The sequence below is a fragment of the Streptomyces sp. NPDC056527 genome (assembly GCF_042794475.1).
In the GTDB taxonomy this organism is placed as follows: Bacteria; Actinomycetota; Actinomycetes; order Streptomycetales; family Streptomycetaceae; genus Streptomyces.
The window spans coordinates 18,635-44,303 of the sequence record NZ_JBHTTQ010000058.1; the positions used below are offsets into that span (position 1 = coordinate 18,635).

Annotated in this window: 20 protein-coding genes and 1 rRNA gene; 16 read left to right on the plus strand and 5 right to left on the minus strand. The window is 72.1% G+C overall.

Annotated features, from left to right (window positions below):
- Positions 1-82 precede the first annotated feature (82 nt).
- From ACFQ7Q_RS24695 to ACFQ7Q_RS24705, 3 genes are all read left to right on the plus strand, one after another.
- Positions 83-1,486: a peptidoglycan recognition protein gene (locus ACFQ7Q_RS24695; protein WP_383558808.1), complete on the plus strand. Its 1,404-nt coding sequence runs from the start codon at positions 83-85 to the stop codon at positions 1,484-1,486.
- Between the two features lie 134 nt (positions 1,487-1,620).
- On the plus strand, positions 1,621-2,703 hold the full coding sequence (locus ACFQ7Q_RS24700; protein ID WP_383558809.1) for a sugar phosphate nucleotidyltransferase: 1,083 nt from the start codon (positions 1,621-1,623) through the stop codon (positions 2,701-2,703).
- 242 nt (positions 2,704-2,945) lie between these two features.
- Positions 2,946-3,938, plus strand: a complete 993-nt coding sequence (locus tag ACFQ7Q_RS24705) for a DNA-3-methyladenine glycosylase family protein (protein ID WP_383558810.1) — start codon at positions 2,946-2,948, stop codon at positions 3,936-3,938.
- Positions 3,939-3,965: 27 nt separating this feature from the next.
- Here ACFQ7Q_RS24705 and ACFQ7Q_RS24710 read toward each other — a convergent pair whose 3' ends face one another.
- The 3 genes from ACFQ7Q_RS24710 to ACFQ7Q_RS24720 form a co-directional block, all read right to left on the minus strand.
- Positions 3,966-5,420, minus strand: coding sequence for a coenzyme F420-0:L-glutamate ligase (locus ACFQ7Q_RS24710; protein ID WP_383558811.1), 1,455 nt, complete (start codon positions 5,418-5,420; stop codon positions 3,966-3,968).
- Positions 5,417-6,373, minus strand: coding sequence for a 2-phospho-L-lactate transferase (cofD, locus tag ACFQ7Q_RS24715; protein WP_383558813.1), 957 nt, complete (start codon positions 6,371-6,373; stop codon positions 5,417-5,419). Before cofD ends, ACFQ7Q_RS24710 begins: the two co-directional genes overlap by 4 nt.
- A 65-nt stretch (positions 6,374-6,438) precedes the next feature.
- A complete protein-coding gene (locus tag ACFQ7Q_RS24720) occupies positions 6,439-6,948 on the minus strand; it encodes a cysteine dioxygenase family protein (RefSeq protein WP_329119888.1) in 510 nt (169 codons plus the stop codon).
- A gap of 655 nt (positions 6,949-7,603) precedes the next feature.
- On the opposite strand from ACFQ7Q_RS24720, the gene ACFQ7Q_RS24725 reads away from it, so the two are divergent.
- The 3 genes from ACFQ7Q_RS24725 to ACFQ7Q_RS24735 all read left to right on the plus strand — a co-directional run bounded on the left by ACFQ7Q_RS24725 (position 7,604) and on the right by ACFQ7Q_RS24735 (position 13,218).
- Entirely contained in the window at positions 7,604-7,867 is a 264-nt protein-coding gene (locus tag ACFQ7Q_RS24725; protein ID WP_015033978.1) for a WhiB family transcriptional regulator, read from the plus strand.
- Positions 7,868-8,050: 183 nt separating this feature from the next.
- Positions 8,051-11,695, plus strand: coding sequence for a glycosyltransferase family 2 protein (locus ACFQ7Q_RS24730; protein WP_383558814.1), 3,645 nt, complete (start codon positions 8,051-8,053; stop codon positions 11,693-11,695).
- A complete protein-coding gene (locus ACFQ7Q_RS24735) occupies positions 11,692-13,218 on the plus strand; it encodes a DUF5719 family protein (protein ID WP_383558816.1) in 1,527 nt (508 codons plus the stop codon). Before ACFQ7Q_RS24730 ends, ACFQ7Q_RS24735 begins: the two co-directional genes overlap by 4 nt.
- Positions 13,219-13,357: 139 nt before the next feature.
- Here ACFQ7Q_RS24735 and ACFQ7Q_RS24740 read toward each other — a convergent pair whose 3' ends face one another.
- Positions 13,358-13,837: a metallopeptidase family protein gene (locus tag ACFQ7Q_RS24740; protein WP_383558831.1), complete on the minus strand. Its 480-nt coding sequence runs from the start codon at positions 13,835-13,837 to the stop codon at positions 13,358-13,360.
- A 290-nt stretch (positions 13,838-14,127) separates the two neighbouring features.
- Between ACFQ7Q_RS24740 and ACFQ7Q_RS24745 the strand changes: the two genes are divergently transcribed.
- The 8 genes from ACFQ7Q_RS24745 (at position 14,128) to ACFQ7Q_RS24780 (ending at position 22,928) form a co-directional block, all read left to right on the plus strand.
- On the plus strand, positions 14,128-14,556 hold the full coding sequence (locus ACFQ7Q_RS24745) for a DUF3499 domain-containing protein (protein WP_383558817.1): 429 nt from the start codon (positions 14,128-14,130) through the stop codon (positions 14,554-14,556).
- Positions 14,557-14,739: 183 nt separating this feature from the next.
- Positions 14,740-16,107: a phosphomannomutase/phosphoglucomutase gene (locus ACFQ7Q_RS24750; protein ID WP_383558818.1), complete on the plus strand. Its 1,368-nt coding sequence runs from the start codon at positions 14,740-14,742 to the stop codon at positions 16,105-16,107.
- Positions 16,108-16,395: 288 nt separating this feature from the next.
- Positions 16,396-16,578 carry a Trm112 family protein gene (locus ACFQ7Q_RS24755; RefSeq protein WP_189550595.1) on the plus strand — a complete coding sequence of 61 codons (183 nt, stop codon included), beginning with the start codon at positions 16,396-16,398 and terminating at the stop codon, positions 16,576-16,578.
- A gap of 120 nt (positions 16,579-16,698) precedes the next feature.
- Positions 16,699-17,856: an SIS domain-containing protein gene (locus ACFQ7Q_RS24760; RefSeq protein WP_383558820.1), complete on the plus strand. Its 1,158-nt coding sequence runs from the start codon at positions 16,699-16,701 to the stop codon at positions 17,854-17,856.
- A gap of 242 nt (positions 17,857-18,098) precedes the next feature.
- Positions 18,099-19,250 carry a mannose-6-phosphate isomerase, class I gene (gene manA, locus ACFQ7Q_RS24765; RefSeq protein ID WP_383558821.1) on the plus strand — a complete coding sequence of 384 codons (1,152 nt, stop codon included), beginning with the start codon at positions 18,099-18,101 and terminating at the stop codon, positions 19,248-19,250.
- A gap of 66 nt (positions 19,251-19,316) precedes the next feature.
- Positions 19,317-20,282, plus strand: coding sequence for a cation diffusion facilitator family transporter (locus tag ACFQ7Q_RS24770; protein WP_383558823.1), 966 nt, complete (start codon positions 19,317-19,319; stop codon positions 20,280-20,282).
- Positions 20,283-20,724: 442 nt separating this feature from the next.
- Entirely contained in the window at positions 20,725-22,182 is a 1,458-nt protein-coding gene (ahcY, locus tag ACFQ7Q_RS24775) for an adenosylhomocysteinase (protein WP_383558825.1), read from the plus strand.
- A gap of 131 nt (positions 22,183-22,313) precedes the next feature.
- On the plus strand, positions 22,314-22,928 hold the full coding sequence (locus ACFQ7Q_RS24780; RefSeq protein ID WP_376446530.1) for a hypothetical protein: 615 nt from the start codon (positions 22,314-22,316) through the stop codon (positions 22,926-22,928).
- Here the strand turns inward: ACFQ7Q_RS24780 and ACFQ7Q_RS24785 are convergent.
- A complete protein-coding gene (locus ACFQ7Q_RS24785) occupies positions 22,925-23,857 on the minus strand; it encodes an RDD family protein (RefSeq protein WP_383558832.1) in 933 nt (310 codons plus the stop codon). The genes ACFQ7Q_RS24780 and ACFQ7Q_RS24785 overlap by 4 nt on opposite strands.
- Positions 23,858-23,976: 119 nt before the next feature.
- Here ACFQ7Q_RS24785 and ACFQ7Q_RS24790 point away from each other — a divergent pair, with 119 nt between their 5' ends.
- Positions 23,977-24,984, plus strand: coding sequence for a stage II sporulation protein M (locus ACFQ7Q_RS24790; RefSeq protein ID WP_383558828.1), 1,008 nt, complete (start codon positions 23,977-23,979; stop codon positions 24,982-24,984).
- A gap of 598 nt (positions 24,985-25,582) precedes the next feature.
- Positions 25,583-25,669, plus strand: a 16S ribosomal RNA gene (locus ACFQ7Q_RS24795); the annotation flags it as partial.

Sequence of the window (25,669 nt, forward strand, 5' to 3'; positions counted from 1 at the left end):
CCACCGGTCGGCCCGATGGTCCGTCAGTTTCCGGGTGGAATCCCGCCGTGCGGAACGGCCCGAGGCTGCCGACGATCGCCACATGCGTGCCAACCTTGCCTCCTCGGTCGCCGTGACATGCGCGGCGGCTCTCGCCCTACCGTTGTCCCTCGCGACCCCTGCGGCGGCGCTGCAGCCGGGTGCGCCCACCCTGTCGACGGCGGTGCCGACCGTCGTCGAACCCGCCGCGCCACCCGTCGTGGATCCCGCCGAACGGGAAGCGTCGCCGGCCGCAGCCGCCTCGGAGGCGGACGTCGCCGGATCCACCCGGTCCCTGCCGCTCGAGCCGCTCGGGAACGGCCGACGGGCCATCGGCTCCGCCGCGGGGGCGGCGCAGGGCCTCGCCCGACGGGACGTCAGACCCTTCTCCCTCGTGGGTGTCGTCTGGGACGACGTCCAGGCGCACCTCCACGGCACCGTCCAGGTCCGCACCCGGTCGACCGGAAGCACGGACTGGTCCGCCTGGCAGAACGTGGAGATCCACAACGACGACCACGGGGCCGACCCCGACACCGCCGAGGCCGCGGGCGCGGTCCGCGGAGCCACCGCGCCGCTGTGGGTCGGCGACTCGGACGGCTTCGAGGTCCGCGTACAGCCGGATCGGACCGAGGAGCTCGCGGCCGAGGCGGGCGAGCCCCTCCCCGCCGGCCTCCGCATCGAGCTGGTCGACCCCGGACCGGAGCCCGCCGCCGACTCCGGTCCCCAGACGCGTGTGGCGTACGCGGCGCCCACGGCGCACCGCGCGCCGACCGTCGAGGAGGCGGCCGCCGCCTCCGTCAACGCCCACCTCGCCCCGGTCGGTACGGCCGCGATCCCGGCCGCCGCCGCTGCCGCGAAGCCGTACATCGGACCCCGCCCGAAGATCATCACCCGGAAGGGCTGGGGCGCGAACGAGAAGCTGCGCAAGGGAGGGTTCGTCTACACCAAGGCGGTCAAGGCGGCCTTTGTCCATCACAGCGCGACCGGCAACAACTACACCTGCAAGCAGGCGCCCTCCGTCCTCCGCAGTATCTACCGCTACCACACGCAGAGCAGCGGCTGGCGTGACTTCGGCTACAACTTCGCCGTCGACAAGTGCGGAAACATCTACGAAGGACGCGCCGGGGGCGTGGCCAAGCCGGTCCGCGGTGCTCACACGCTCGGTTTCAACACCAACAGCATGGGCATCGCCGTCCTCGGCACCTACAGTTCGACGACTCCGCCGGCCGCGGCGGTCAACGCCGTCGCGAAGCTGACGGCGTGGAAGCTGGGGCTGCACGGGGTGAATCCGAAGGGGAAGACGACGCTGGTATCGGCCGGCGGAAAGTACAAGAAGGGCAAGAAGGTCACGTTCAACAGCATCGCGGGACACCGTGACGGCTTCGCCACGGCCTGCCCGGGAGCGCGCCTCTACGGGAAGCTCGGCACCGCGAGGACCACGTCGGCGAAGTACCAGGGACGGCCGTGATGGGGGCACCGGCCGGAGGGTCTGCATAAACTGACCGGTCATATCGCACGGACGAGCGGACAAGCCGAAAAGCGGACGAGCCGACAGGTGGACGTGCGACGAGACCGGACCCGGACAGGAAGCAGAGACGACAGGTGACAGAAGCGATCCTCCTGGTCGGTGGCAAGGGCACGCGGTTGCGGCCCCTGACGGTCAACACGCCGAAGCCGATGGTTCCGGCGGCCGGCGTTCCCTTCCTGACGCACCAGCTGGCGCGGGCCAGGGCGGCGGGCGTCACGCATGTGGTGCTCGCCACGTCGTACCTGGCCGAGGTCTTCGAGCCGCACTTCGGGGACGGCTCGGCGCTGGGGCTCAGCCTGGAGTACGTCACCGAGGAGGAGCCGCTCGGTACGGGAGGCGCGATCAGGAACGTCGCGTCGCGCCTCCACTCGGGCGCCGACGACCCGGTCCTCGTCTTCAACGGCGACATCCTCACGGGCCTGGACATCCGGGCCCTGGTCGCCACGCACGCCGACTCCGGGGCGGACGTCTCCCTGCACCTCACCCGGGTCGACGACCCGAGGGCGTTCGGCCTGGTCCCGACGGACCCGACCGGCCGGGTCACGGCCTTCCTGGAGAAGCCGCAGACTCCGGAGGAGATCGTCACCGACCAGATCAACGCGGGGGCCTACGTCTTCCGCCGCTCCGTCATCGACACGATCCCGGCCGGCCGGCCCGTCTCGGTCGAGCGGGAGACCTTCCCCGAGCTGCTGGCCTCCGGCGCGCATCTCCAGGGCCTGGTCGACTCCACGTACTGGCTCGACCTCGGCACCCCGCAGGCGTTCGTCCGCGGCTCCGCCGACCTGGTCCTCGGCCGCGCCCCGTCCCCGGCGGTGCCGGGTCGCTGCGGTGACCGTCTGGTCCTGCCGACGGCCCGTGTCGCCCACGACGCCAAGCTCACGGGCGGCACCGTGGTCGGCGACGGCGCGGTGGTCGGCGCGGGCGCCCGGATCACGGGCTCGACGGTCCACGCGGACGCGGTGGTCGAACCGGGTGCGGTGATCACGGACTCGCTGATCGGCGCGGGCGCCAGGATCGGCGCGCGTACGGTCCTCACGGGCGCGGTCATCGGCGACGGCGCCCACGTGGGCCCGGACAACGAACTCCGCGACGGCATCCGCATCTGGTGCAACGCGGTCCTCCCGGCCGGCACGGTCCGCTTCTCGTCGGACCAGTAGGGGCCCGCGAGGGCGACTGCCCCGTGGGGGCGGTCGCCTCGCACGCGCCTTCGCGGCTTCGCGCCGTCGCGGCCTTGCGCCTTCGCGGCGTCGCGGTTTCGCGGCTTCGCGCCGTCGCGGCTTCGCGGCCTTGCGCCGTCGCGGCTTCGCGGCCTCGCGCCCTCACGCCCCCGCGCCTCGCGCCCGCGGGGGCGGTGTCGTGTCAGGCCCGCCCGCCGCGGGGGCCGGATACGCTCGTACACATGGCAGGCCGCTTCCCACCCCGTACCCCCACAACGCGCACCACCGTGCGCGGCGGCCACGTCCCCGTACCCGGCCCCGCCCCCGAGGCCCCCTCCTCGGAGGCGCCCGCCTCCGACGCCGTCGACCTCGGCCTCACCCTCGGCCCCCTCCGCCGCGGCCCCGCCGACCCCACCTTCCGTACGACCCCCGACGGTTCCGTCTGGCGGGCCAGCCGCACCCCCGACGGCCCCGGCACGCTCCGCGTCGCCGTCCGCGCCGGAATCGTCGAGGCCGAGGCATGGGGTCCGGGCGGCGACTGGCTCATGGAGGGCCTGCCCCGACTCCTCGGCGCCGACGACGACCCCGCCGCCTTCGTCCCCCGCCACCGTCTTCTCGCCGCGACCCACCGCCGCCGCCCCGGCCTCCGCCTGACCCGCACGGGCCTGGTCATGGAGTCGCTGATCCCGTCGATCCTGGAGCAGAAGGTCACGACCGACGAGGCGTACCGCGCGTGGCGTCTGCTCGTACGGAAGTACGGCGAGCCCGCCCCCGGCCCCGCCCCGGACGGGATGCACGTCATGCCCGACGCCCCCACCTGGGTCCGCATCCCGTCCTGGGAGTGGCATCGCGCCGGTGTCGACGACAAGCGCGCCGCCACGATCCTGCGCGCGGCAAGGGTCGCCCGCCGGATGGAGGAGGCCGCCGGGATGGAGCCCGAACAGGCCCAGCAGCGGCTGGAGTTGATCCCCGGGATCGGCCCTTGGACCTCCGCCGAGACGATCCAGCGCAGCAACGGCGCCCCGGACGCGGTCACCGTCGGCGACCTCCACCTGCCCGGCATCGTCGGCTACGCGCTCGCGGGCGACCGCACGACCGACGACGCGGCCATGCTCGAACTGCTCGCCCCCTACGCCGGCCAGCGCCACCGCGCGGCCCGCCTGATCCTCCTCAGCGGCCGCGTCCCCCCGCGCCGCGCGCCCCGGATGACCCCAGGGAACATCGGGGCCCTCTGACACTCGGAGCGGTCGCCGGGGAAGACCTCAGCGCACCTCGATGAACTGCCCCGCCTGCCGCGCCGGCCGGTCCTTCGGCGGCGCCGCGGGATGTCCGACCGCCACCGCTCCCATCGGGTCCCAGCCCTCCGGCAGCCCGAGCACCTCGCGTACGACATCACGGCAGAACATCGTCGAGGACACCCACGCCGAGCCGAGCCGCTCGCCCGCCAGCGCCACCAGGAAGTTCTGTACGCCCGCGCCCGCCGCGACCACGAACATCTCCCGCTCGGCGGCGTCCCTGCGCGGGTCGCCGTAGTGGTGCGAGCCCTCCATGACCAGGCACGGCACCACCAGATACGGGGCGTTGCGCAGCACATCGCCGCGGCGCACGCGCTTGGCGATGGACTCCTCCGGCTTGCCGTCACGCCGCAGGTCCGCGATCCACGCGTCCCGCATCGCGTCGAGGAGCCGCAGCCGCGACTCGGGCGATTCCAGGAGCACGAACCGCCACGGCGTGGTGTGGTGCGGCGCCGGAGCCGTGACGGCCGCGGCGACGGCACGCCGTACCGCGCCCGGGTCCACCGGCTCGTCGGTGAACTCCCGGACGGTACGCCGCAGGGTCACCGCCTCCCGCACGGCCTCCGAGGTCCCGAGCCGGAACATGTCGTCGGCGGCGCCGCGCACCAGAGCCCGGGCACCCCCGTCGACGGAACCGTCCACCACATGCGGCAGACCCCGGACGACGGCGACCGGCAGTCCGTTCGCCTTGCCCTTCACCAGGTCGCCCGCGGCGGCGAGTTCGTCGGCGGTGGCGACGACGGTCGCGCTGAGCGGATTGCCGTGCGCGTCCGTGCCGCCGCGCAGGTCGTCGAGGACGCGCACGCCGGCCGCGCCGATGGCCACGTCGGTCAGACCGCTGCGCCAGGGCCGCCCGAAGGTGTCCGTGACGACGACACCGACGTCGACGCCGAGCGCGTCCCGCAGCCCCTCGCGGATGGCGCCGGCCGAGGCGTCCGGGTCGACGGGCAGCAGCAGCACCGTTCCGGCGGGGGTGTTGGAGGCGTCGACCCCGGCCGCGGCCATGACCAGGCCCTGCCGGTTCTCGACGATCCGCAGGGTGCCGCGGCGCGCCACCACCCGTACCGTCTCGGCGTCGATCGCCTCCTCCCGGTCGTCGGCGGCGATCACCCGCCCCTCCGCCTTGCTCACGATCTTGGACGTGACGATCAGGACGTCGCCGTCCTCGAGACCGGGGGAGGCGGACGCGATCAGCTTGGCGAGATCGTCCCCGGCCTTCACCTCGGGCAGCCCGGGCAGCGCCCACACTTCGTAGCGCGCCTCGGCGCGAGCCGCGCCGTCGGCTCCGTCGTGGACAGCCGCTCCGCCAGGACCAAGAGTCCCGCCGGACGGTGACTGGGGAAGGGCGGGCGCGACGCCGTCGGCGCGGGGCCCGCTCCCGGTCCTGGCTCCCGGAGCGCCCGCGCCCGACCCGCCCGTCATCCGCGGAGCTCTTCCGCCAGGGTCAGCGCCTCGCGCGCCATCGCGGCCGTCGCGTCCAGGTCCGTCATCATCAGCGGCACCGCCCGGCAGCGGATGCCGGCCGCCTCGACGTTCTCGACCGTGCCCGCGTCGACGGTGTCGACCAGCCAGCCGTCGAGGAGCCCCGAGCCGTAGTGCTCGGCCACCGCCGAGGCCGTGGACTCGACGCCCACCGCCGCGAGGACCTTGTCGGCCATGCCCCGCACGGGAGCGTCGCCGACGATGGGGGAGAGGCCGACCACCGGCACGTCCGCCTCGGCGATCGCCTCGCGGATGCCCGGTACGGCCAGGATCGTGCCGACCGACACGACCGGGTTGGACGGCGGGAAGAGGATGACGTCCGCCTCCGCGATGGCCTCCAGGACGCCGGGGGCCGGCTTCGCGGCCTCCGCGCCGACCGCGACGACGGCCTGCGCGTCCACGGACGCCCGGAGCTTCACCCAGTACTCCTGGAAGTGCACCGCCCGGGATTCGCCTTCGACCTCGATGGCGACATGGGTCTCGACGCGGTCGTCGGACATCGGGAGCAGGCGTACGCCCGGCTGCCAGCGGGCGCACAGCGCCTCGGTGACGGCACTGAGCGGGTATCCGGCGCCCAGCATCTGTGTGCGGACGATGTGGGTCGCGAAGTCCCGGTCGCCGAGGCCGAACCACTCCGGGCCGACGCCGTACGCCGCGAGCTCCTCCTTGACCGTGAAGGACTCGTCCTCGCGTCCCCAGCCCTGCTCCTCGTTGATGCCACCGCCGAGGGTGTACATCACCGTGTCGAGGTCAGGGCAGACCTTCAGTCCGAAGAGATGGATGTCGTCACCCGTGTTGCCGACGACCGTGATCTCCGCGTCGGGCGCGGCCTGCTTGAGGCCGCGAAGGAAGCGGGCACCACCGATGCCACCGGCCAGAACCACAATGCGCATGCAGACAGTCTGTCAGGCGCGGCCTGATCCTTTGAGGGGTGGTGCCCGGGCGACGGGGGGTCGTCTCAGGCGGTCACGACGCCGTGGGTCGCCGGGGCGCACTGCGCCTGGAGCGATTCGTGCATCGGCATGTCGGTGAGACCGGGGTAGTAGACGTGCAGGCTGACCGCCGGCTCGAGGGAGTCGTTGACGACCTCGTGGACGTACCCCGGCGCGAACACGCGCTGCGCGCCTCCCGTGAGCGTCCGTACGCCCCGGTCCGTGCGCTCCGTCAACTCCCCTTCGAGGACGGTCAGTACGCCGGAGGAGCGGCCGTGGTCGTGGAGTCCGCTGCCCTGGCCGGGCACCCAGGAGAGCAGCCAGACCTCGTAGCCGGGGCCGGTGCGCAGCCGGTGGTACCAGCGGGTGGTGGCGTCGTACTCGACGTAGGGGGCCCACTGCGCGCGGTCGGCGGCGATGGAGCGGGCGAGGCCGGCGAACTCGGCCACGGTGGCGGGGTGCTCGCGGGCGGGCTGCAGGAGGTGCGGGACCTCAAGGAGGTCGCCGGCGATCTGAAGGTCGCTGTCGCTGTTCATGGGTGCGGTGGTCCTCGGCAGAAACAGAAGTCAGTGCTGGGGGTCCCCCCGGACGGAGCCCGGAGAGGGTGTCGCAAGGAGAGAGAAAAGAAGACGCTGGAGCTCTGGGGCATCAACAGCTGAAACAGCAACAGCGCGCCTGGACAGCGCGGCGGTACCCACGGGCGTGGGTCGCGGCGGGCGCTGAGGTTGCTGGCATGGCATCAAAGGTGACGGGCGAGCCACCCGACTGTCAACCCAATGCCCGTTTTGGGGGTAATGTTTCACCTCATCCGGTTACAGCGCCCGGAGAAAGGTTTGTTCAGTCGCTGAGCGGGAGACATGGCGCAACATCCGTGCCCGCAAACGCGGCTGTGATCCCGTGATCAGACTGTGATCCGGATCGCTTCCGTGGCTGGATCGCAACAAGATCCATGTCTGGGGCGTCTCCCTTCATGAAAGGGGGAGCGGTGCGGGCAGGCCGGTGGCATGTGTCTCGTTTTTGGTGATTTGAACACTTTCCGCATAGCCTTGGTTCCGCAGAGTGAATACCGGGCCCAATAGCAGATTCCGGCTTGACTCGCACAGAGCACGAACTTGTAATTTCACTCGTGTCGTTCGGCCGGAATCGGTAACGGCAACATCACGGGGACGCAAAGACGGACGAGGGGCGCACATGACCGAGTTGTTCCAGGAACTGCTGGTCGAGGACGCGGACGAGGAACTCGGCTGGCAGGAGCGCGCACTGTGCGCCCAGACCGATCCCGAGTCCTTCTTCCCCGAGAAGGGCGGCTCGACCCGCGAGGCCAAGAAGGTCTGCCTCGCCTGTGAGGTCCGCTCCGAATGCCTCGAATACGCCCTGCAGAACGACGAACGATTCGGCATCTGGGGCGGCCTGTCCGAGCGTGAACGCCGCCGCCTGAAGAAGGCCGCGGTCTGACCGGCGCCGAGACCCGCGCCCACGCGTCAAACCGCTCACACCTGTACACAACGAACGGTCCGTCCCCTGTGCTCTGTCCACAGGCGGCGGACCGTCCTCTTTGACAGCCGTTAGTGTGGGGCCCCGTCCGAGACGTACCCACGCCCCTTGCGGGCGACCCCCGGCCGGAGGGCCCGTACCTCGATGTCCTCAACTCCTGAGTTCCCGCGACACGTCGTCACCGCCGTGCTCGTCGCCCACGACGGCGCCCGCTGGCTGCCGGACGCCCTCGCCGGGCTGCTCGCCCAGGAACGCCCCGTGCAGAACGTCGTCGCCGCCGACACCGGCAGCGCCGACGACTCCGCACAGCTGCTGACCGACGCGATCGGCGCCGACCGCGTCCTGCACCTCGCCCGCCGCACCGGATTCGGTGCCGCCGTCGAGGAGGCCGCCCGCACCGCTCCCGTGCTCGGACCCGAGGAGCTCACCTACCTGAAGCGCCCCAGCGGCTGGGACCCGGTCAGCAGGACATGGAGCGACGACGCCTACGACCTGCCCGAACTCCCGCACGGCGAGCCCGTCCAGTGGCTCTGGCTGCTCCACGACGACTGCGCCCCCGAGCCCGACGCGCTCACCGAACTGCTGCGCGTCGCCGACTCGGACGCGTACGCCGCCGTCATCGGCCCCAAGCTGCGCGGCTGGTACGACCGCAAGCAGCTCCTCGAAGCCGGTGTCTCCATCGCCCGCAGCGGCCGCCGCTGGACCGGACTCGACCGCCGCGAGCAGGACCAGGGCCAGCACGACCAGGTCCGCTCCGTCCTCTCCGTCTCCAGCGCCGGAATGCTCGTCCGTCGCGACGTCTTCGAGGAGCTCGGCGGCTTCGACCGTCGGCTGCCCCTGATGCGCGACGACGTCGACCTGTGCTGGCGCGCCCACTCCGCCGGCCACCGCGTCCTCGTCGCCCCCGACGCCGTCCTGCGTCACGCGGAGGCCTCCGCCCGCGAACGCCGCACCGTCGACTGCGCCGGCCGCTCGGTCGCCAACCCGCACCGCGTCGACAAGGCCGGCGCCGTCTACACGCTGCTCGCCAACACCCGCGGCGCCGCCCTGCCCTACGTACTGATCCGGCTGATCCTCGGCACCCTGCTGCGTACCCTCGCCTACCTCGTCGGCAAGGTGCCCGGCCAGGCCGTCGACGAGGTCATGGGCCTCTTCGCCACCCTGCTGCGCCCCGAGCGGATCCTCGCCGCCCGCAAGCGCCGCAAGAACCCCGCCGTCGCCGCGAGCGAGCTGCGCCCGCTCTTCCCGCCGCCCGGCGCCACCGTCCGCGCCACCGCCGAACAGATCGTCGCGAACTTCGGCGGCTCCGACGCCGATTCCGGTGGCTCCCGCCACGGAGTCGTCGAATCGGGGCCCGGTGGCGACGACGCCGACTTCCTGGAGATCGAGCAGTTCGCCCGGCTGAAGAAGATCGCCCGCAAGCCCGGACCGGTCCTCTTCGCACTGCTCCTGCTCGTCTCCGTGGTGGCCTGCCGCGGCCTGTTCGGCGGTGGCTCGCTCGCCGGCGGCGCCCTGCTCCCGGCCCCCGACTCCGTCTCCGAGCTGTGGGGACGGTACGCGGACAGCTGGCACGCCCTCGGCACCGGCGGCACCCAGACCGCGCCGCCGTACCTCGCCGTCCTGGCCGCGCTCTCCGCTCTCTTCCTCGGCTCCACCTCCTTCGCGCTCACCGTGCTGCTCGTCTGCTCGGTCCCGCTCGCCGGCTTCACCGCCTACTTCGCCGCGCGCCCGATCGTCGAGTCCCGGCTGCTGCGCGCCTGGGGCGCCATCGCCTACGCCTTCCTGCCCGCCGCCACCGGAGCGCTCGCCGCCGGCCGTCTCGGCACCGCCGTCCTCGCGATCCTGCTCCCGCTCATCGCCCGCGCCGCCGTAGCCGCCCACGGACTGACCGGTCAGAGCCGCGGCAGCTGGCGCGCCACCTGGGCGTACACCTTCCTGCTGACCTTCGCGACGGCGTTCACCCCGATCGTCTGGCCGCTCGCCGTCGTCCTCGGCCTCGGCGTCCTCGCCCTGCGCCGCTCCGACATCACGGCGTACGGGCTGCGCTTCCTCGCCGCCGTCGGCACCCCGGTCCTCGTCCTGGCCCCCTGGTCGCTCTCCCTCCTGACCAGCCCCTCCGCCTTCCTGCGTGAGGCCGGCCTCGACATCCGTACGGGCACGGCCTCCGCGCTCGACCTGCTCGCGATCAGCCCCGGCGGCCCCGGCACCACCGGCGGCCTCCTCCTCATCGGCATCGTGCTCGCCGCCCTGGCCGCGCTGCTGCGCGAGGAGCGCCAGTTCGCCGTCCGCGTCGCCTGGGCCGCCGCCCTCGCCGGACTCCTCTTCGCCGTGATCTCCAACGGCGCCGGGGACACCGGCTGGGCCGGACCCGCCACCCTCGTTTACGGCGCCGCACTGCTCGCCGCCGGCATGATCGGCGCCGAGGGCGGACGGACCCGCGTCGCCGCCCACGGCTTCGGCTGGCGCCAGCCCGTCGCCGCGCTCATCGCCTTCGCCGCCGCGCTCGGCCCCGTCGTGGCCGCCGCCGGCTGGATGATCGGCGGAGCCGACGGCCCGCTGACCCGGCGCGACCCCGTCCAGGTCCCGGCGTTCGTCGCCGAGGAGAGCAACAACCCCGACCAGCCCCGCACCCTCGTCCTCGGCGGCACCTCGCCCGACGAGGTCGCGTACACCCTGGTCCGCGGCTCCGGCGGCCGACTCGGCGACGCCGAACTGACCGTCGCGGCCGACGACGACCCGCGCCTGGACAAGGTCGTCGCGCACCTGGTGGCCGGCTCCGGAGCCGACCAGACCCAGGAGCTCAGCGGCTTCGCGATCCGCTACGTCCTCGTACGCGACGGGGCGCCGCGCCAGATGAGCCGCGTCCTCGACGCCACCCCCGGCCTCAGCCGGCTCAGCCAGCTCGACGGCAGCGCGCTCTGGAGCGTCGACCGCGAGCGCGTGGTCGCCCGCGCCACCATCGTCCCCGCGGCGAAGACCGCCGACCCGGCAAAGGCCACCGACGAGGCGGCCAAGCCGATCGCGATCGCCGCCGGCCCCGTCGAGGCGCACACGAAGATCCCGTCCGGCCCCGCCGGCCGCGTTCTGCGCATCGCCGACCATGCCGACGAGGGCTGGACCGCCACCCTCGACGGCAAGGACCTGAAGAAGACCACCGTCGACGGCTGGGCCCAGGGCTTCGAACTCCCCGCCGAGGGCGGCAAGCTCGACCTCACCTACGACCAGCCGCTCACCCACACCCTGTGGATCTGGGCCCAGGTCGGCCTCGCCGTCGTCCTGCTCGTCCTCGCCCTGCCCGGGCGCCGCCGCGAGATCGACGACGACCTGCCCGAGGAGGAGGTCGCCATCCCCGCCCAGGCGATGGAGGGCGACGGTCGCCGGGCCCGTCGACTGCGCGCCGCGGCCGAGGCGGAGGCCGCCGCCACGGCGGCCGAGGAGGCGGCTCCCGAGCAGGAGCCCGTGCCGGTTCCCCAGGAACAGACGTACGCCGCCGACTGGGACGGCCAGTACGACCCGGCCTACGCCCAGCAGGAACAACAGCAGCAACAGCAACAGGAACAGTACGCCCAGCAGGGTTACTACACGGAGTACGCCGCCGACCCGTACCAGCAGCAGTATCCGCAGCAGTACGACCAGTCGTACGACCAGCAGCAGTACGACCCGTACCAGCAGCAGGGGTACGAACAGCAGCCGCAGCAGCAGCAGCCGTACGAGGAACAGCAGCAGTACGACCCGTACAACTACGGCTACGAGACCGAGCAGCGTCCCGACGGGAGCAGCAACCAGTGAAGCGCACCACCCTCTCCCTGATCGCGGTCGCCACCACCCTCGCCGCCGTCACCGGTTTCGCCGCCCTGACCGCGCCCGACGGAACCGTCGACGTCCCGCCGATCGCCACGGGACCAGTGCCGGTCGAACGCTCCAGCCTGCTGTGCCCCGCGCCCAGCACCTCGGAGGTCGCCGAGACCGACTACACCTCGTACACCCCGGCCGGAAAAGCCGCCGGCGGCGCGGCCGCCAAGGGCGACAACGCGGCCAAGGCCGAGCTGAAGCCCGCCCCGCTCGCCGCCACTCCCGGCGGCACGCCGGCGAAGAAGCCCACCGCAGCCAAGGCCCCGGGAACCGTCACCCAGCCGGGCAAGCCCGTCGGCGCCGAGGCCAACGGCGGCGCCGCACCCGCCCTGACCGGCGCGGCGACCGGAGCCCTCGCCCCCGGCTGGACGGTCCAGCAGACCACCGTGGTCCCGGCCGGCGGCTCACGCGGACTGCTCGGCGTCGCCTGCTCCGCCCCCGACACGGACTTCTGGTTCCCGGCGGCCTCCACGGCCAAGGAACGCCAGGACTACGTCCACCTCACCAACCCCGACGACACCGCCGCCGTCGCCGACATCGAGCTGTACGGCCCCGAGGGCGCGCTCAAGTCACAGCTGACCGAGGGCATCCCCGTCCCGGCCCACTCCAGCGTCCCCGTCCTGCTCTCCACCCTCACCGGTGAGGGTGCGAAGACGGACGTGACCGTTCATGTGACGACCCGCAGCGGGCGCGTCGGCGCGGTCGTCGGATCCGCCGACGACAAGCTCGGCAGCGACTGGCTGCCCGCCTCGGCCGACCCGGCCGGCACCGCCGTCCTGCCCGGCATCCCGGGCGACGCGACCTCGGTCCGTCTGGTGGCGTACGCGCCGGGCGACGACGACGCGGAGCTGAAGATCCAGCTGGTCGGCGAGAACGGCACGATCGTCCCGGCGAGCGCGCAGTCCCTGCACGTGAAGTCGGGCATGACCGCGTCCGTCGACCTTCCCGACCTGACCCGGGGCGAGACGGGGGCCCTGCTGCTCACCCCCTCGGACCCGAAGAAGGCCACCCCGTTCGTGGCCGCGCTGCGCGTCGTGCGCGGCAAGGGCGACAAGCAGGAGGTCGCCTTCATCCCCGCGACCGCGGCGATCACCGCCCGCGCCACCGTCGCCGACAACCGCGCGGCCGGCTCGACCCTCATGCTCACGGCACCCGGCGCCACGGCCCAGGTCAAGGTGACGGCTTCGGCGGGTACGGAGGGCGGTACGACGGTCTCCAAGACCGTCACGGTCAAGGCGGGCACGACGACGAAGGTGACCGACGTCGTCCCGGCCGGCCTGAAGGGCTCCTACGCCCTAACGGTCGAACCCGTCGCCGGCGGAGGGCCCGTCCACGCCGCCCGCGCCCTGGCACTTCCGCAGGACGGCATCCCGATGTTCACGATCCAGACCCTGGCGGACGACCGCGGCGCGGTGCACGTCCCGAGGGCGAAGCAGGACCTCTCGGTCCTGGACGACTGACCCGAACGCCCGACGCCCGGGGTCCCCGACGGCCGGACGACCGACGCAGAGGCGACCGTCGCCGACCCGACCGACGGCCGGGCGACCGGCAAGGGGCGCCGGCGTTCCCCCGAAGGTGGTCGGCGTTCCCTCGAAGGGGTCAGTCCTGCCCGTATCGGGGGTCGACCGACTCGGGGGAGAGCCCCAGCAGCTCGGCCACCTGCTCCACCACGACCTCGTGGACGAGCAGCGCCCGTTCGTCACGGCTCTTCGAGCGGATCTCGACCGGTCGCCGGTAGACGACGATGCGGGCGGGCCCGCCCTTCTCCGCGGGCACGGCCCCGCCCAGCGGCACCGACTCGCCCGGCACGGAGGGCGGCACGTCGAGGACCATGAACTCGACGTCCGCCAGCTGCGGCCAGCGCCGTTCCAGGCGCTCCACCGAGTCCAGGACGAGATCGCGGAACGTGTCGGCCCTGGTCGCGGACAACGGCACCTGCGGCGGAGCGACCGGCCCGCGCATACCGCGGCCGTGCCGGTCGCGCCGACGCGTCCGCGGCTCCACCGGAACCGGACGGGACTCCGCCGCATCGGGCTCGGGCGGACGGGACGAGGGGTTCGGCGGCACAGGACTGTCCATCACTGACGCAGCGTAGCTCTCCTCGGTGCCCGTCGACCGTGGCGCACACGGACCGCCTCGCCGCGCGCCGGACCGGGGCTGTCGTTAGTTGAACGTTCCGGCCAGGCACGGGCCCGATTCCAGGGGCTCCGGCGATCGGCCATCTGGCCGTGGTTGACCGGATTCCTGTCGACCGTTGTCCGGATCGACGACCGTCCCCACCCCCGTTCCCCTCCTTACGCGCAGGTCAGGACGGCCGCCCGAAGCGGGCACGTGTCCGACGTCACACCGCGACACGGTGGAGTGACCTGGTGGAGAGTCGTCGCGGCCCGCTCAAGAGTGCGGTACCGTCCAACGTCGTGAGCCCTGTACGTCGCTGTTCGCGCACCGCGTGCGGCCGCCCTGCCGTCGCGACACTGACGTACGTCTATGCCGACTCGACTGCGGTCCTCGGCCCGCTCGCCACCTACGCCGAGCCCCACTGCTACGACCTGTGTGCCGAACACAGCGAGCGCCTCACCGCGCCGCGCGGCTGGGAGGTCGTGCGGCTCACCGACGGCTCCGCCCCGGCCCGCCCCAGCGGCGACGACCTCGAAGCCCTCGCCAACGCGGTGCGGGAAGCGGCGCGCCCCCAGCAGCGCACGGCCGAGGCCGGCGGCAAGGGCGGCGGCCGAGGCGGAGACCCGATGGAGGTCGGCCGCCGTGGCCACCTCCGCGTCCTCCGCTCCCCGGACTCCTGACTCGGCACCTCTCCCGAGCCCGACAGCCCGCGCCGGACACCCCCGGCGCGGCTCCCGTCCGGCAAGGCGCTCTGCCCTCCCCTCGGCGGGCCCCGGTAGGTTGGGCATCCGCACACGCTGTACACGCGTGGCACACGCGCCGCACACGCGTGCCGAGGTTCGAGGATTCAGGAGGGTTGTTCCGTGGCTGCTGATCTGTCGCAGATCGTGAAGGCGTACGACGTCCGCGGGGTGGTGCCGGATCAGTGGGACGAGACGCTCGCCGAGCTGTTCGGCGCCGCGTTCGTCCGGGTGACCGGCGCGGACGCGATCGTCGTCGGCCACGACATGCGGCCCTCGTCGCCGGGCCTCTCGGGTGCCTTCGCCCGTGGCGCGGCCCGCCTCGGCGCCGATGTCACCCTGATCGGGCTCTGCTCCACGGACCAGCTGTACTTCGCCTCCGGCAGCCTCGACCTGCCGGGCGCGATGTTCACGGCCTCGCACAACCCGGCGCAGTACAACGGCATCAAGATGTGCCGCGCGGGCGCCGCGCCCGTCGGGCAGGACACCGGCCTCTCCGAGATCCGCATCATGGTGGAGCGCTGGTCGGAGGAGGGCGCCCCGGCGGCCGCCCCCACCACCGGCACCATCACCGAGCGGGACACGCTGAAGGACTACGCGGCCCACCTCAAGGCCCTGGTCGACCTCACCGCGATCCGTCCCCTCAAGGTCGTCGTGGACGCCGGCAACGGCATGGGCGGCCACACCGTCCCCACCGTCTTCGCGGGCCTCCCGCTGGATCTCGTACCGATGTACTTCGAGCTGGACGGCACCTTCCCGAACCACGAGGCCAACCCCCTCGACCCGGCGAACATCGTCGACCTCCAGGCCCGCGTCCGGGCCGAGGGCGCCGACCTCGGCCTCGCCTTCGACGGCGACGCCGACCGCTGCTTCGTCATCGACGAGCGCGGCGAGGCGGTCTCGCCGTCCGCGATCACGGCCCTGGTCGCCGCGCGCGAGCTGGCGAAGACCCCCGGCGGCACGGTCATCCACAACCTGATCACCTCGTGGTCCGTCCCCGAGGTCGTGCGTGAGAACGGCGGCTCGCCGGTCCGTACCCGTGTCGGCCACTCCTTCATCAAGGAGGAGATGGCGAAGACGGGCGCGATCTTCGGTGGCGAGCACTCGGCGCACTACTACTTCAAGGACTTCTGGAACGCCGATACGGGGATGCTCGCCGCGCTGCACGTGCTCGCCGCCCTCGGTGGCCAGGACGGCACGCTGTCGGAGCTGGTCGCGTCGTACGACCGCTACGCGGGCTCCGGCGAGATCAACTCCACGGTCGCCGACCAGGCAGGCCGCACCGCCGCGGTCAAGGCGACGTACGCGGACCAGGACGGCGTCACCCTCGACGAGCTGGACGGCCTGACGGTCTCGGCGGACGACTGGTGGTTCAACCTGCGCCCCTCCAACACCGAGCCGCTGCTCCGCCTGAACGTCGAGGCCCGCGACGAGGCCACCATGGCCAAGGTCCGCGACGAGGTCCTCGCCCTGATCCGCGCGACGGACTGACCCACCCTCACGCCGGGGACGGCTGCCGCCAACTCTCGGACGAGGGGGGCGCCGGACTCTCCACCACCGCGCGACGAAGCGCCCCTCCCGCCGGGGTACCGGCTGACGCCTGTCTCCGACGGGAGGGACGAACCGACCTCTCCCCTCCCCTCCCCTCCACGAGACGGGCGGGGCGGCCTCCCCACCGGGCGACGGGCCGGGTGGCCGAGCCGCGCGCCCCGTTTCCCGGCGGTAGGCTGACCTGGCCCAAAGGGCAGCACCACCACCGTTTGTTCGAAGGGAAACCTCATGCCGCTCGAAGCCGGCCTCCTGGAGATCCTGGCCTGCCCGGCGTGCCACGCGCCGCTGAACGACCGCACGGCGGCCGAGACCCCCGAGCTGATCTGCACGGGTGACGACTGCGGCCTGGCGTACCCGGTCCGCGACGGCATCCCCGTCCTCCTGGTCGACGAGGCCCGCCGCCCGGCGTAAGGCCGGCGCCGCCCCACCCTCGGGAAGATCCGAACCCCGGTGGGGCGGGTAGGGAACCAGAACCCGGCCGACGGCCGGGCGCACATCACCGGCCGCACCCGCCCCGCCCCCGGAGGCCCCATGCTGGACGAGACCCTCCTCGACGCACCGGACGCCCTCGCCCTCGCCGACCGCCGCGGCCTGCTCCGCGGCGCGGCCGAGGCAGGCGCGCGGGTACGGACCGCCGCCCGGCATGCCGCCGAGGCCGGCATCGACGACCTCAGCCCCGAGGGGCGGCCCCGTACCGTCCTCGTCGCGGGCCCCGGAACCGCGGCCGCCGGCGTCGCCGACCTGGTAGGCGCCCTCGCCGGCGCCTCCGCACCGGTCATCCGCCTCCAGCCCACCGGCGTCGCCCCCGCCGCGGGCGCCCTGCGCTGGGCCCTCCCCGGCTGGGCCGGCTCCGTGGATCTGCTCCTGATCCCGACGACCGACGGCTCCGAACCCGGACTCGCCCTCCTCGTCGAGCAGGCGTACCGCCGTGGCATCACGGTCGTCGCCGTCGCCCCCAGGAACACCCCCCTCGCCGAGGCCGTCAGCGGCCCCCGCGGGCTGCTCGTGCCCATGGCGATGGCCCCGCACGAGAGCCCCGAGGAGTACGAGGAGAGGCTGGCCGCCGGACCCGGCTCCCTGTGGGCCCTGTTCACCCCGCTCCTCGCGCTCCTCGACCGGGTCGGCCTCGTCGAAGCGCCGTCCGAGACGCTTGAGAAGGTCGCCGACCGCCTGGACCGTACGGCCGAACGCTGCGGGCCGGCCATCGCCACGTACAGCAACCCGGCCAAGACGCTCGCCGCCGAACTCGCCGACTCGCTGCCGCTGATCTGGACCGAGGGCGACGCCGCGGGCCCCGTCGGCCGCCGGTTCGCCGCCGTCCTCGCCGAGCTGGCCGGACTGCCCGCGCTCGCCGCCGAACTGCCCGAGGCGCTGCCCGCCCACGGCGTGCTGCTCGCCGGCGACTACGCGGCAGGCGCCGACCCCGACGACTTCTTCCGCGACCGTGTCGACGAGGCCCAGGCCCTGCGCGCCAGGGTCGTCCTGCTGCGCGACCGCCCGGCCGACGCCGGTGGGCTGACCGCCGCGCCGGCCGCCCGCGAACTGGCGCTCAGTCACGGCACGGCCATCAGCGAACTGGAGCCGGAGGAGGGCGGAGACCTGGAGACCCTCGCGGAACTGCTCGCCGTCACCGACTTCGCCGCCGTCTACCTCGCCCTGGCCTCGGCCGGCATCACCCCGCAGCACTGACCCGAAGCACTGCCCCCCAGCACCAGCCGACAGCACTGACCCGCAGAACCGGCCGACAGCACCGACCCGCAGAACCAGCCGACAGCACCGGCCGACAGCACCGACCCGCAGCGCCTGGTCCCGCCGAATCCCGCCGTACGCGGCCGTATCCCGGAAGACCTCGCCGAGACACCCCACGGACACCACCCGCTGAGACACTCCGCCGACCCACCTCCCGCACCGAGGAAAGCTGGAATCGTTCGATGGACCGCCTCGTCAACACCGTCCGCCCCTATGCCTGGGGCTCCACGACCGCCATCCCGGAACTGCTCGGCACCACCCCCAGCGGTGAGCCCCAGGCCGAGATGTGGATGGGCGCCCACCCCGGCGCCCCGTCCCGCACGGAGCGCGGACCGCTCAACGAGGTCATCGACGCCGATCCCGTACGCGAACTGGGCGCTGCGGCCGTCGGGAAGTTCGGCCCGCACCTGCCCTTCCTCTTCAAGGTGCTCGCCGCCGGAGCCCCGCTCTCCCTCCAGGTCCACCCCGACCTCGCCCAGGCGCAGGCAGGATTCGCCGCCGAGCAGGAGGCCGGCGTCCCGATCGACGCGCCGCACCGCAACTACAAGGACCCGAACCACAAGCCCGAACTGATCTGCGCCCTCACGCCGTTCAACGGGCTGTGCGGCTTCCGCGACCCGATCGAGGCCGCCGAGACCATCGACGCACTAGGCGTCGACTCCCTCAAGCCGTACGCCGACCTGCTGCACGCCCACCCCGAAGAGGCGGCGCTGCGCGAGGTCATGACCGCCCTGCTCACCGCCGACCACGACGAGATGGCGCACACCGTCGCCGCGGCCGCGGCCGCCGCCACCCGCCTGGGCGGCGCCCACGCCCCGTACGCCACCCTCGCCCACCACTTCCCGGGCGACGCCGGCGTCATCGCTGCCATGCTGCTCAACCCGATCCAACTCCAGCCCGGCGAAGCCCTCTTCCTCGGCGCCGGCGTGCCGCACGCCTACCTCGACGGCCTCGGCGTCGAGATCATGGCCAACTCCGACAACGTGCTGCGCTGCGGACTCACCCCCAAGCACGTCGACGTCCCGGAGCTGCTGCGGGTCGTCCGCTTCGAGCCGAACGACCCCGCCGTCCTGCGCCCCGAGGCGTCCCCGACGGGCGAAGAGGTCTACGACACCCCGATCGACGAGTTCCGCCTGTCCCGTTTCGTACGGGCCGAGGGTGCGGCGCCCACCGACATCACCGTCGGCACCCCGCAGGTCCTGCTCGCCGTCGCGGGCCGGCCCAAGGCGGGCGAAGTGACCCTCGCGCCCGGCGAGTCGGTATTCGTACCGGCGGGCGAAACGACCGAACTGTCCGGTACGGGAACGGTGTTTCGCGCCACCGTCGTCGCCTGATGCAACAATGACCGGCCGAATGGCGGCGACAGAGCCGGAGCACCGACGAAGGGAACACGTACACCCATGAGCGCGTCAGGCGGAACCAAGGCGATCGTGGCGGCACTCGCCGCGAATCTCGCGATCGCGGTAGCCAAGTTCGTGGCGTACCTCTTCAGTGGTTCGTCCTCGATGCTGGCCGAGAGCGTCCACTCGCTCGCCGACTCCGGCAACCAGGGGCTCCTGCTTCTCGGCGGCAAGAAGGCCCAGCGGGAGGCGACCCCGCAGCACCCCTTCGGCTACGGCCGCGAGCGGTACATCTACGCCTTCCTCGTCTCCATCGTGCTCTTCTCGGTCGGTGGCATGTTCGCCGTCTACGAGGGCTACGAGAAGATCAAGCACCCGCACGAGATCGAGGCCTGGTACTGGCCGGTCGGCGTCCTCGTCTTCGCGATCATCGCCGAGACGTTCTCGTTCCGTACGGCCATCAAGGAGTCGAACGCCATCCGCGGCAATCTGTCGTGGAAGGAGTTCGTCCGCCGGGCGAAGGCCCCCGAGCTTCCGGTCGTCCTGCTGGAGGACCTCGGCGCGCTCGTCGGTCTGTTCCTCGCCCTCGGCGGCGTCGGCCTCGCCCTCCTGACCGGCAACGGCGTCTGGGACGGCATCGGCACCCTCTGCATCGGCATCCTGCTCATCCTGATCGCGATCGTCCTCGCCGCCGAGACCAAGTCGCTGCTCCTCGGCGAGTCCGCCGGCGTCGAGGACGTGAAGAAGATCGAGGCCGCGGTCGTCGACGGCGAGACCGTCACCCGCCTCATCCACATGCGCACGCTCCACCTCGGCCCCGAGGAGCTCCTCGTCGCCGCCAAGGTCGCCGTCCGTACCGACGAGACGGCCTCCCAGGTCGCGGCGGCCATCAACGCGGCGGAGGAGCGCATCCGCACGGCCGTCCCCATCGCCCGGGTCATCTACCTGGAGCCGGACATCTACGACGAGTCGGCCGCGGCGGCCGGCATCAACCCGGCCAAGTCCCCGGGCGGCCCGAGCCACTGACGCACGACTGAAGGCACCTTTCGCGTCCACGACGAGCGGCGCCGATACCCGGTGCCGCATCACAGGGGCCCGAGGTCACCACGACCCCGGGCCCCTTCGCGCGCTCCGGGCCCGAGCCCCGCGCCGGGGCGCGCTCGGAGACGGCCCACGCTCATGACGTCGCCGATGCCGGGGGCTCCCGGCCCCGTGTCGAGGCCGAATCCGGCCGATCGCGGAGGCAGGCGGACTGTGGGTCGCCGCACTGATCGGTGTAGATTCGTGACCAGCCAGACGTCGCTGCTGATGGCGGTCGGGCGGTCCGCAGGGACCGGCCGAGGGAGAGAGGGCCTCCGACGACTGCACCGCGGGAGTACCCGGGCATTCGTATGCCCGCGCACGCCACATCGCGGTGTCAGGCGCCCCGACCGACCCTCGAACTCGATCCACGAGGAGCAGCCCAGTCATGACGACTGCCGCCACCCAGCAGGACTTCAAGGTCGCCGACCTGTCCCTTGCCGTCTTCGGCCGCAAGGAGATCACCCTCGCCGAGCACGAGATGCCCGGCCTGATGTCGATCCGCCGCGAGTACGCCGACCAGCAGCCCCTCGCCGGCGCCCGCATCACCGGCTCCCTGCACATGACCGTGCAGACCGCCGTCCTCATCGAGACCCTGGTCGCCCTCGGCGCCGAGGTCCGCTGGGCGTCCTGCAACATCTTCTCCACCCAGGACCACGCAGCCGCGGCCATCGCCGTCGGCCCGAACGGCACCCCCGAGGCCCCCGCCGGCGTGCCGGTCTTCGCCTGGAAGGGCGAGACCCTGGAGGAGTACTGGTGGTGCACGGAGCAGGCCCTGACCTGGCCGAACACGCCCACCGGCGGCCCGAACATGATCCTGGACGACGGCGGTGACGCCACCCTCCTCGTCCACAAGGGCGTCGAGTTCGAGAAGGCCGGCTCCGCCCCGGACCCGTCCACCGCGGACAGCGAGGAGTACGGCCACATCCTCCGTCTCCTCAACCGCACCCTCGGCGAGAACCCGCAGAAGTGGACCCAGCTGGCGTCCGAGATCCGCGGCGTGACCGAGGAGACCACGACCGGCGTCCACCGCCTGTACGAGATGCACCAGGCCGGCACCCTCCTCTTCCCGGCGATCAACGTGAACGACGCCGTGACGAAGTCGAAGTTCGACAACAAGTACGGCTGCCGCCACTCCCTGATCGACGGCATCAACCGCGCCACCGACGTCCTCATCGGCGGCAAGACCGCGGTCGTCTTCGGCTACGGCGACGTCGGCAAGGGCTGCGCCGAGTCCCTCCGCGGCCAGGGCGCCCGCGTCATCGTCACCGAGATCGACCCGATCTGCGCGCTCCAGGCGGCGATGGACGGCTACCAGGTCGCGACCCTGGACGACGTCGTCGAGACGGCCGACATCTTCATCACCACGACCGGCAACAAGGACATCATCATGGCCTCCGACATGGCCAAGATGAAGCACCAGGCCATCGTCGGGAACATCGGCCACTTCGACAACGAGATCGACATGGCCGGCCTCGCCAAGATCGAGGGCATCGTCAAGGACGAGGTCAAGCCGCAGGTCCACACCTGGAAGTTCCCCGACGGCAAGGTCCTGATCGTCCTCTCCGAGGGCCGTCTGCTGAACCTCGGCAACGCGACCGGTCACCCGTCCTTCGTCATGTCGAACTCCTTCGCGGACCAGACCCTGGCCCAGATCGAGCTCTTCACCAAGCCGCAGGAGTACCCGACCGACGTCTACGTGCTCCCCAAGCACCTGGACGAGAAGGTCGCCCGCCTCCACCTCGCGGCCCTGGGCGTGAAGCTCACGACCCTGCGCCCCGAGCAGGCCGCCTACATCGGCGTCGAGGTCGAGGGCCCGTACAAGCCGGACCACTACCGCTACTGATGCCGGGACCGACGGCGCCCGTGCACTGACACGCGCCCGACCCGGTCACCCGTAGAGGAAAAGGCAGGCCCCCGCACCCCCGTGCCGGGGGCCTGCCTCGTCTATCGCCCCAGCAAGCACCCCGAGGACCCATGCCCCGCGGCCGCTATTCGCTCCATGATCCGCACGATCACACCCCCCTCGGTGAAGAGCACTTCAACTGCGCGCCCGGCCCCTCCGGCTGGCGCTACGTCTCACAGACCACCACCCCCTCCGGCGAACACGCCGGCTCCGTCGACCTGGCCATCGACGAACTCGGCCGCCCCATCCGCCTCGAACTCCACGCCGCGAGCTGGCAGGTCCGCGGCGCGGCCCTCGACGGCGTCACCTGGGTCCGTACCGACCCCACCGGCACCCATGCCACGGAAGGCAATGTGCGCGCCCATGCCTTCACCGGCACCTCACCGGCGTTCCTCGTCGCGATCACGCGACTCCTGCGTCTCACCCCCGCTTCCCCCGCGACCCGCGTCCGGCTCGTCGCCTTCACGGATCCCGTGCTCGCCCCCCTCACCATCGACCAGTCCTGGGCCCTGGTGAACAGTGAAACGCACGCCACTGACAACGGCCGTCTGATCGTGGACGAGTACCAGGTCAACGCCCTGGACACGGGGGAGCAGCACACGCTCCACATCGCCGGCGACGTCGTGCTCTCCGCCCCCGGCATCGAACTCGAAGCCCTCGAGACCCCGCCGTCCGTCTGGCCCTAGGCCGGCGGCGCGAACCCGGTCGACGAGCCCGAATCACGTACCTCCGACGCCACGACGGGCGGCGCCACGGGGCCAGGGGCGGGAGCGACGGGAAGATCCACACGCGCAGCCGAAGCCGGGCTCACCGGCGGCACCACGGGAGCCGCGAACCCGGGAACCTGCCCACCCACGCCCGGCGCCGCCGGTGCGAACGCCCGGCGAGCCTCCCGAGCCTGCCGCTCGGCGACCACCCCGGCCAGATACGCCGCCGCGGGCACCCCCGGCGGGGGAGGCGTCCCGGTCCGCGCCACCAGCTCATCGGCCAGCCGCTCCGCCAGCCGCTGCCCCACGCCCGGATCCAACTGCCGCATCCGTGTCAGGTACTGCCGTATCTCCAGCCACAGTGCGTCCGGCACCGCCGACAGATCCAGCTCGGCGAAACGACCCACGAGCCACGGCGGAGGAGGGGGAACGACCGCGCTCCGAGCCGCCGGCACCCGCTCACGTACGACCAGCGTCCCCGCGAACACATCGCCGATCCGCCGCCCCCGCTCCGACACCAGCGACGCGATGCAGGCGACGACCCCGAAGGTCATCAGGATCTCCACGACCCCCATCGCCCCGCGCACCAGGGCATGCCGGAACCGGATCGGCCCGCCGTCGTCCCGCACCACCCGGAGCCCGCAGGCAAGCTTCCCCAGCGACCGCCCGTGCGACAGCGTCTCCACCGCGATCGGCGCCCCCACCAACACCAGCAGGAACGACGCGATCGAGATCGCCGTCTGCGCGGCCTCGTCCAGTGATGCGGTGGCCATCGCCAGCCCCACCGTGATCAGCAGGTAGACCGCCCACACCGCCACAAGATCGAGGACCAGCGCCAGAGCCCGGCTCGGCAGCCGCGCCGGTTGCAAACCCAGTACGACGGCATCCCCCGTCACAACCCCGCTCACGGCGCCCACCCTTCTCAGACCTTCCCGACCCCTCGGTACGACAGTCTGCCAAGCTGACCCGCAGCGCGCCGCAGTAGTACGGACCCGTACGCACCCAGTGCCTGGAGCAGCAGCCGATCATGGACCTCGACGTCTACGTCACCGCCCACCGAGCAGAGTGGGACCGCCTCGACCACCTCCTGCGCCGAGGCGGAAAGCTCAGCGGCGCCGAGGCGGACGAGCTCGTCTCCCTCTATCAGCGGACGGCCACCCATCTCTCGCTGATCCAGTCGGCCGCCCCGGACCCCATGCTCACGGCCCGGCTCACCCAGCTCGTCGCCCGCGCCCGCGCCACGGTCACCGGCACCCGTCGCTCCTCATGGCGCGACGTCACCGACTTCTTCACGGCCGGCTTCCCGGCCGCGGTCTACCGCTCCCGCCACTGGTGGGTTCCGACGGCCGTCCTCTCCCTGCTCCTCGCGGCGGTCATGGGCTGGTGGATCGGTACGCACCCCGAGGTCCAGGCCGCGGTCGGCGCGCCGGCCGATCTTCGCGAGATGACCCGTCCGGGCGGTCAGTACGAGACGTATTACTCCAGCCACCCGGCGGCCTCCTTCGCGGCTCAGGTCTGGACGAACAATGCCCAGGCCGCCGCCATGTGCCTGGTCCTGGGCGCGTTCCTCTGTGTCCCGGTGCTCTGGATCCTCTTCCTCAACATGCTGAACCTCGGGGTGGCCATCGGCCTGATGTCCTCCGCGGGCCGCCTCGACATCATGCTGGGCCTGCTCATCCCGCACGGCCTCCTCGAGCTGACGGCGGTCTTCGTCGCCGCCGGCACCGGACTGCGCCTCGGATGGACCCTCATCGACCCCGGCCCCATGACCCGCCGTTCCGCCCTCGCCCAGCAGGGCCGCGCGGCCGTGGGAATGGCGATCGGCCTGGCCCTGGTCCTCTTTCTCTCGGGCCTCATCGAAGGCTTCGTCACCCCGTCGGGCCTTCCCACCTGGGCGCGCATCGCCATCGGTGTCGCCGCTGAACTGGCATTTCTCGTCTACGTCTATGTGCTGGGCGGCCGTGCGGCCCGAGCGGGTGACACGGGCGATGTCGAGGAGGCGGACCGCAGTGCGGCCCTGCCGACGGCTGCCTGATGTGCGGACGACCCCGCTGACCTGCTAGTCTCCTCCTCGCCCACAAAAACCGTTGACACGGTCCGCGTGGGGAGGTAGATTCAAACGGTTGCCTCGGACTGGACAAGTTCGAAGGTCAGCAGCTAGAGTCTCTCTTGCTCCGGTCGGGAAGTTGATTTCCACGGAGCCACCCCGATTCCTTATTCGAATCACGAAGCCACCGATTAGGTAGGCCGAAATGAATCTGATAAAGTCGGAATCGCCGGAAAGGGAAACGCGAAAGCGAAGAACAGCCCGGCAGCCCGCTCCAGCGGGTAGCAGAAACGGAAATCGGATCTGCTAAGCTGGAAACACGAAAGACCGAAGGGAAAAGCCCGGAGGAAAGCCCGAGAGGGTGAGTACAAAGGAAGCGTCCGTTCCTTGAGAACTCAACAGCGTGCCAAAAATCAACGCCAGATTAGTTGATACCCCGTCCATCTTCGGATGGCGAGGTTCCTTTGAAAGTCCTGCCGGCCCTTGTGGCGGGTAGGCAACAACACAGCGAGGACGCTGTGAACGACTGGTCCTATTCCGACCGGTCGTTCCGCTCTCGTGGTGTGCACCGGATAACCGGTAAACATTCACGGAGAGTTTGATCCTGGCTCAGGACGAACGCTGGCGGCGTGCTTAACACATGCAAGTCGAACGATGAAGCCCTTCGGGGTGG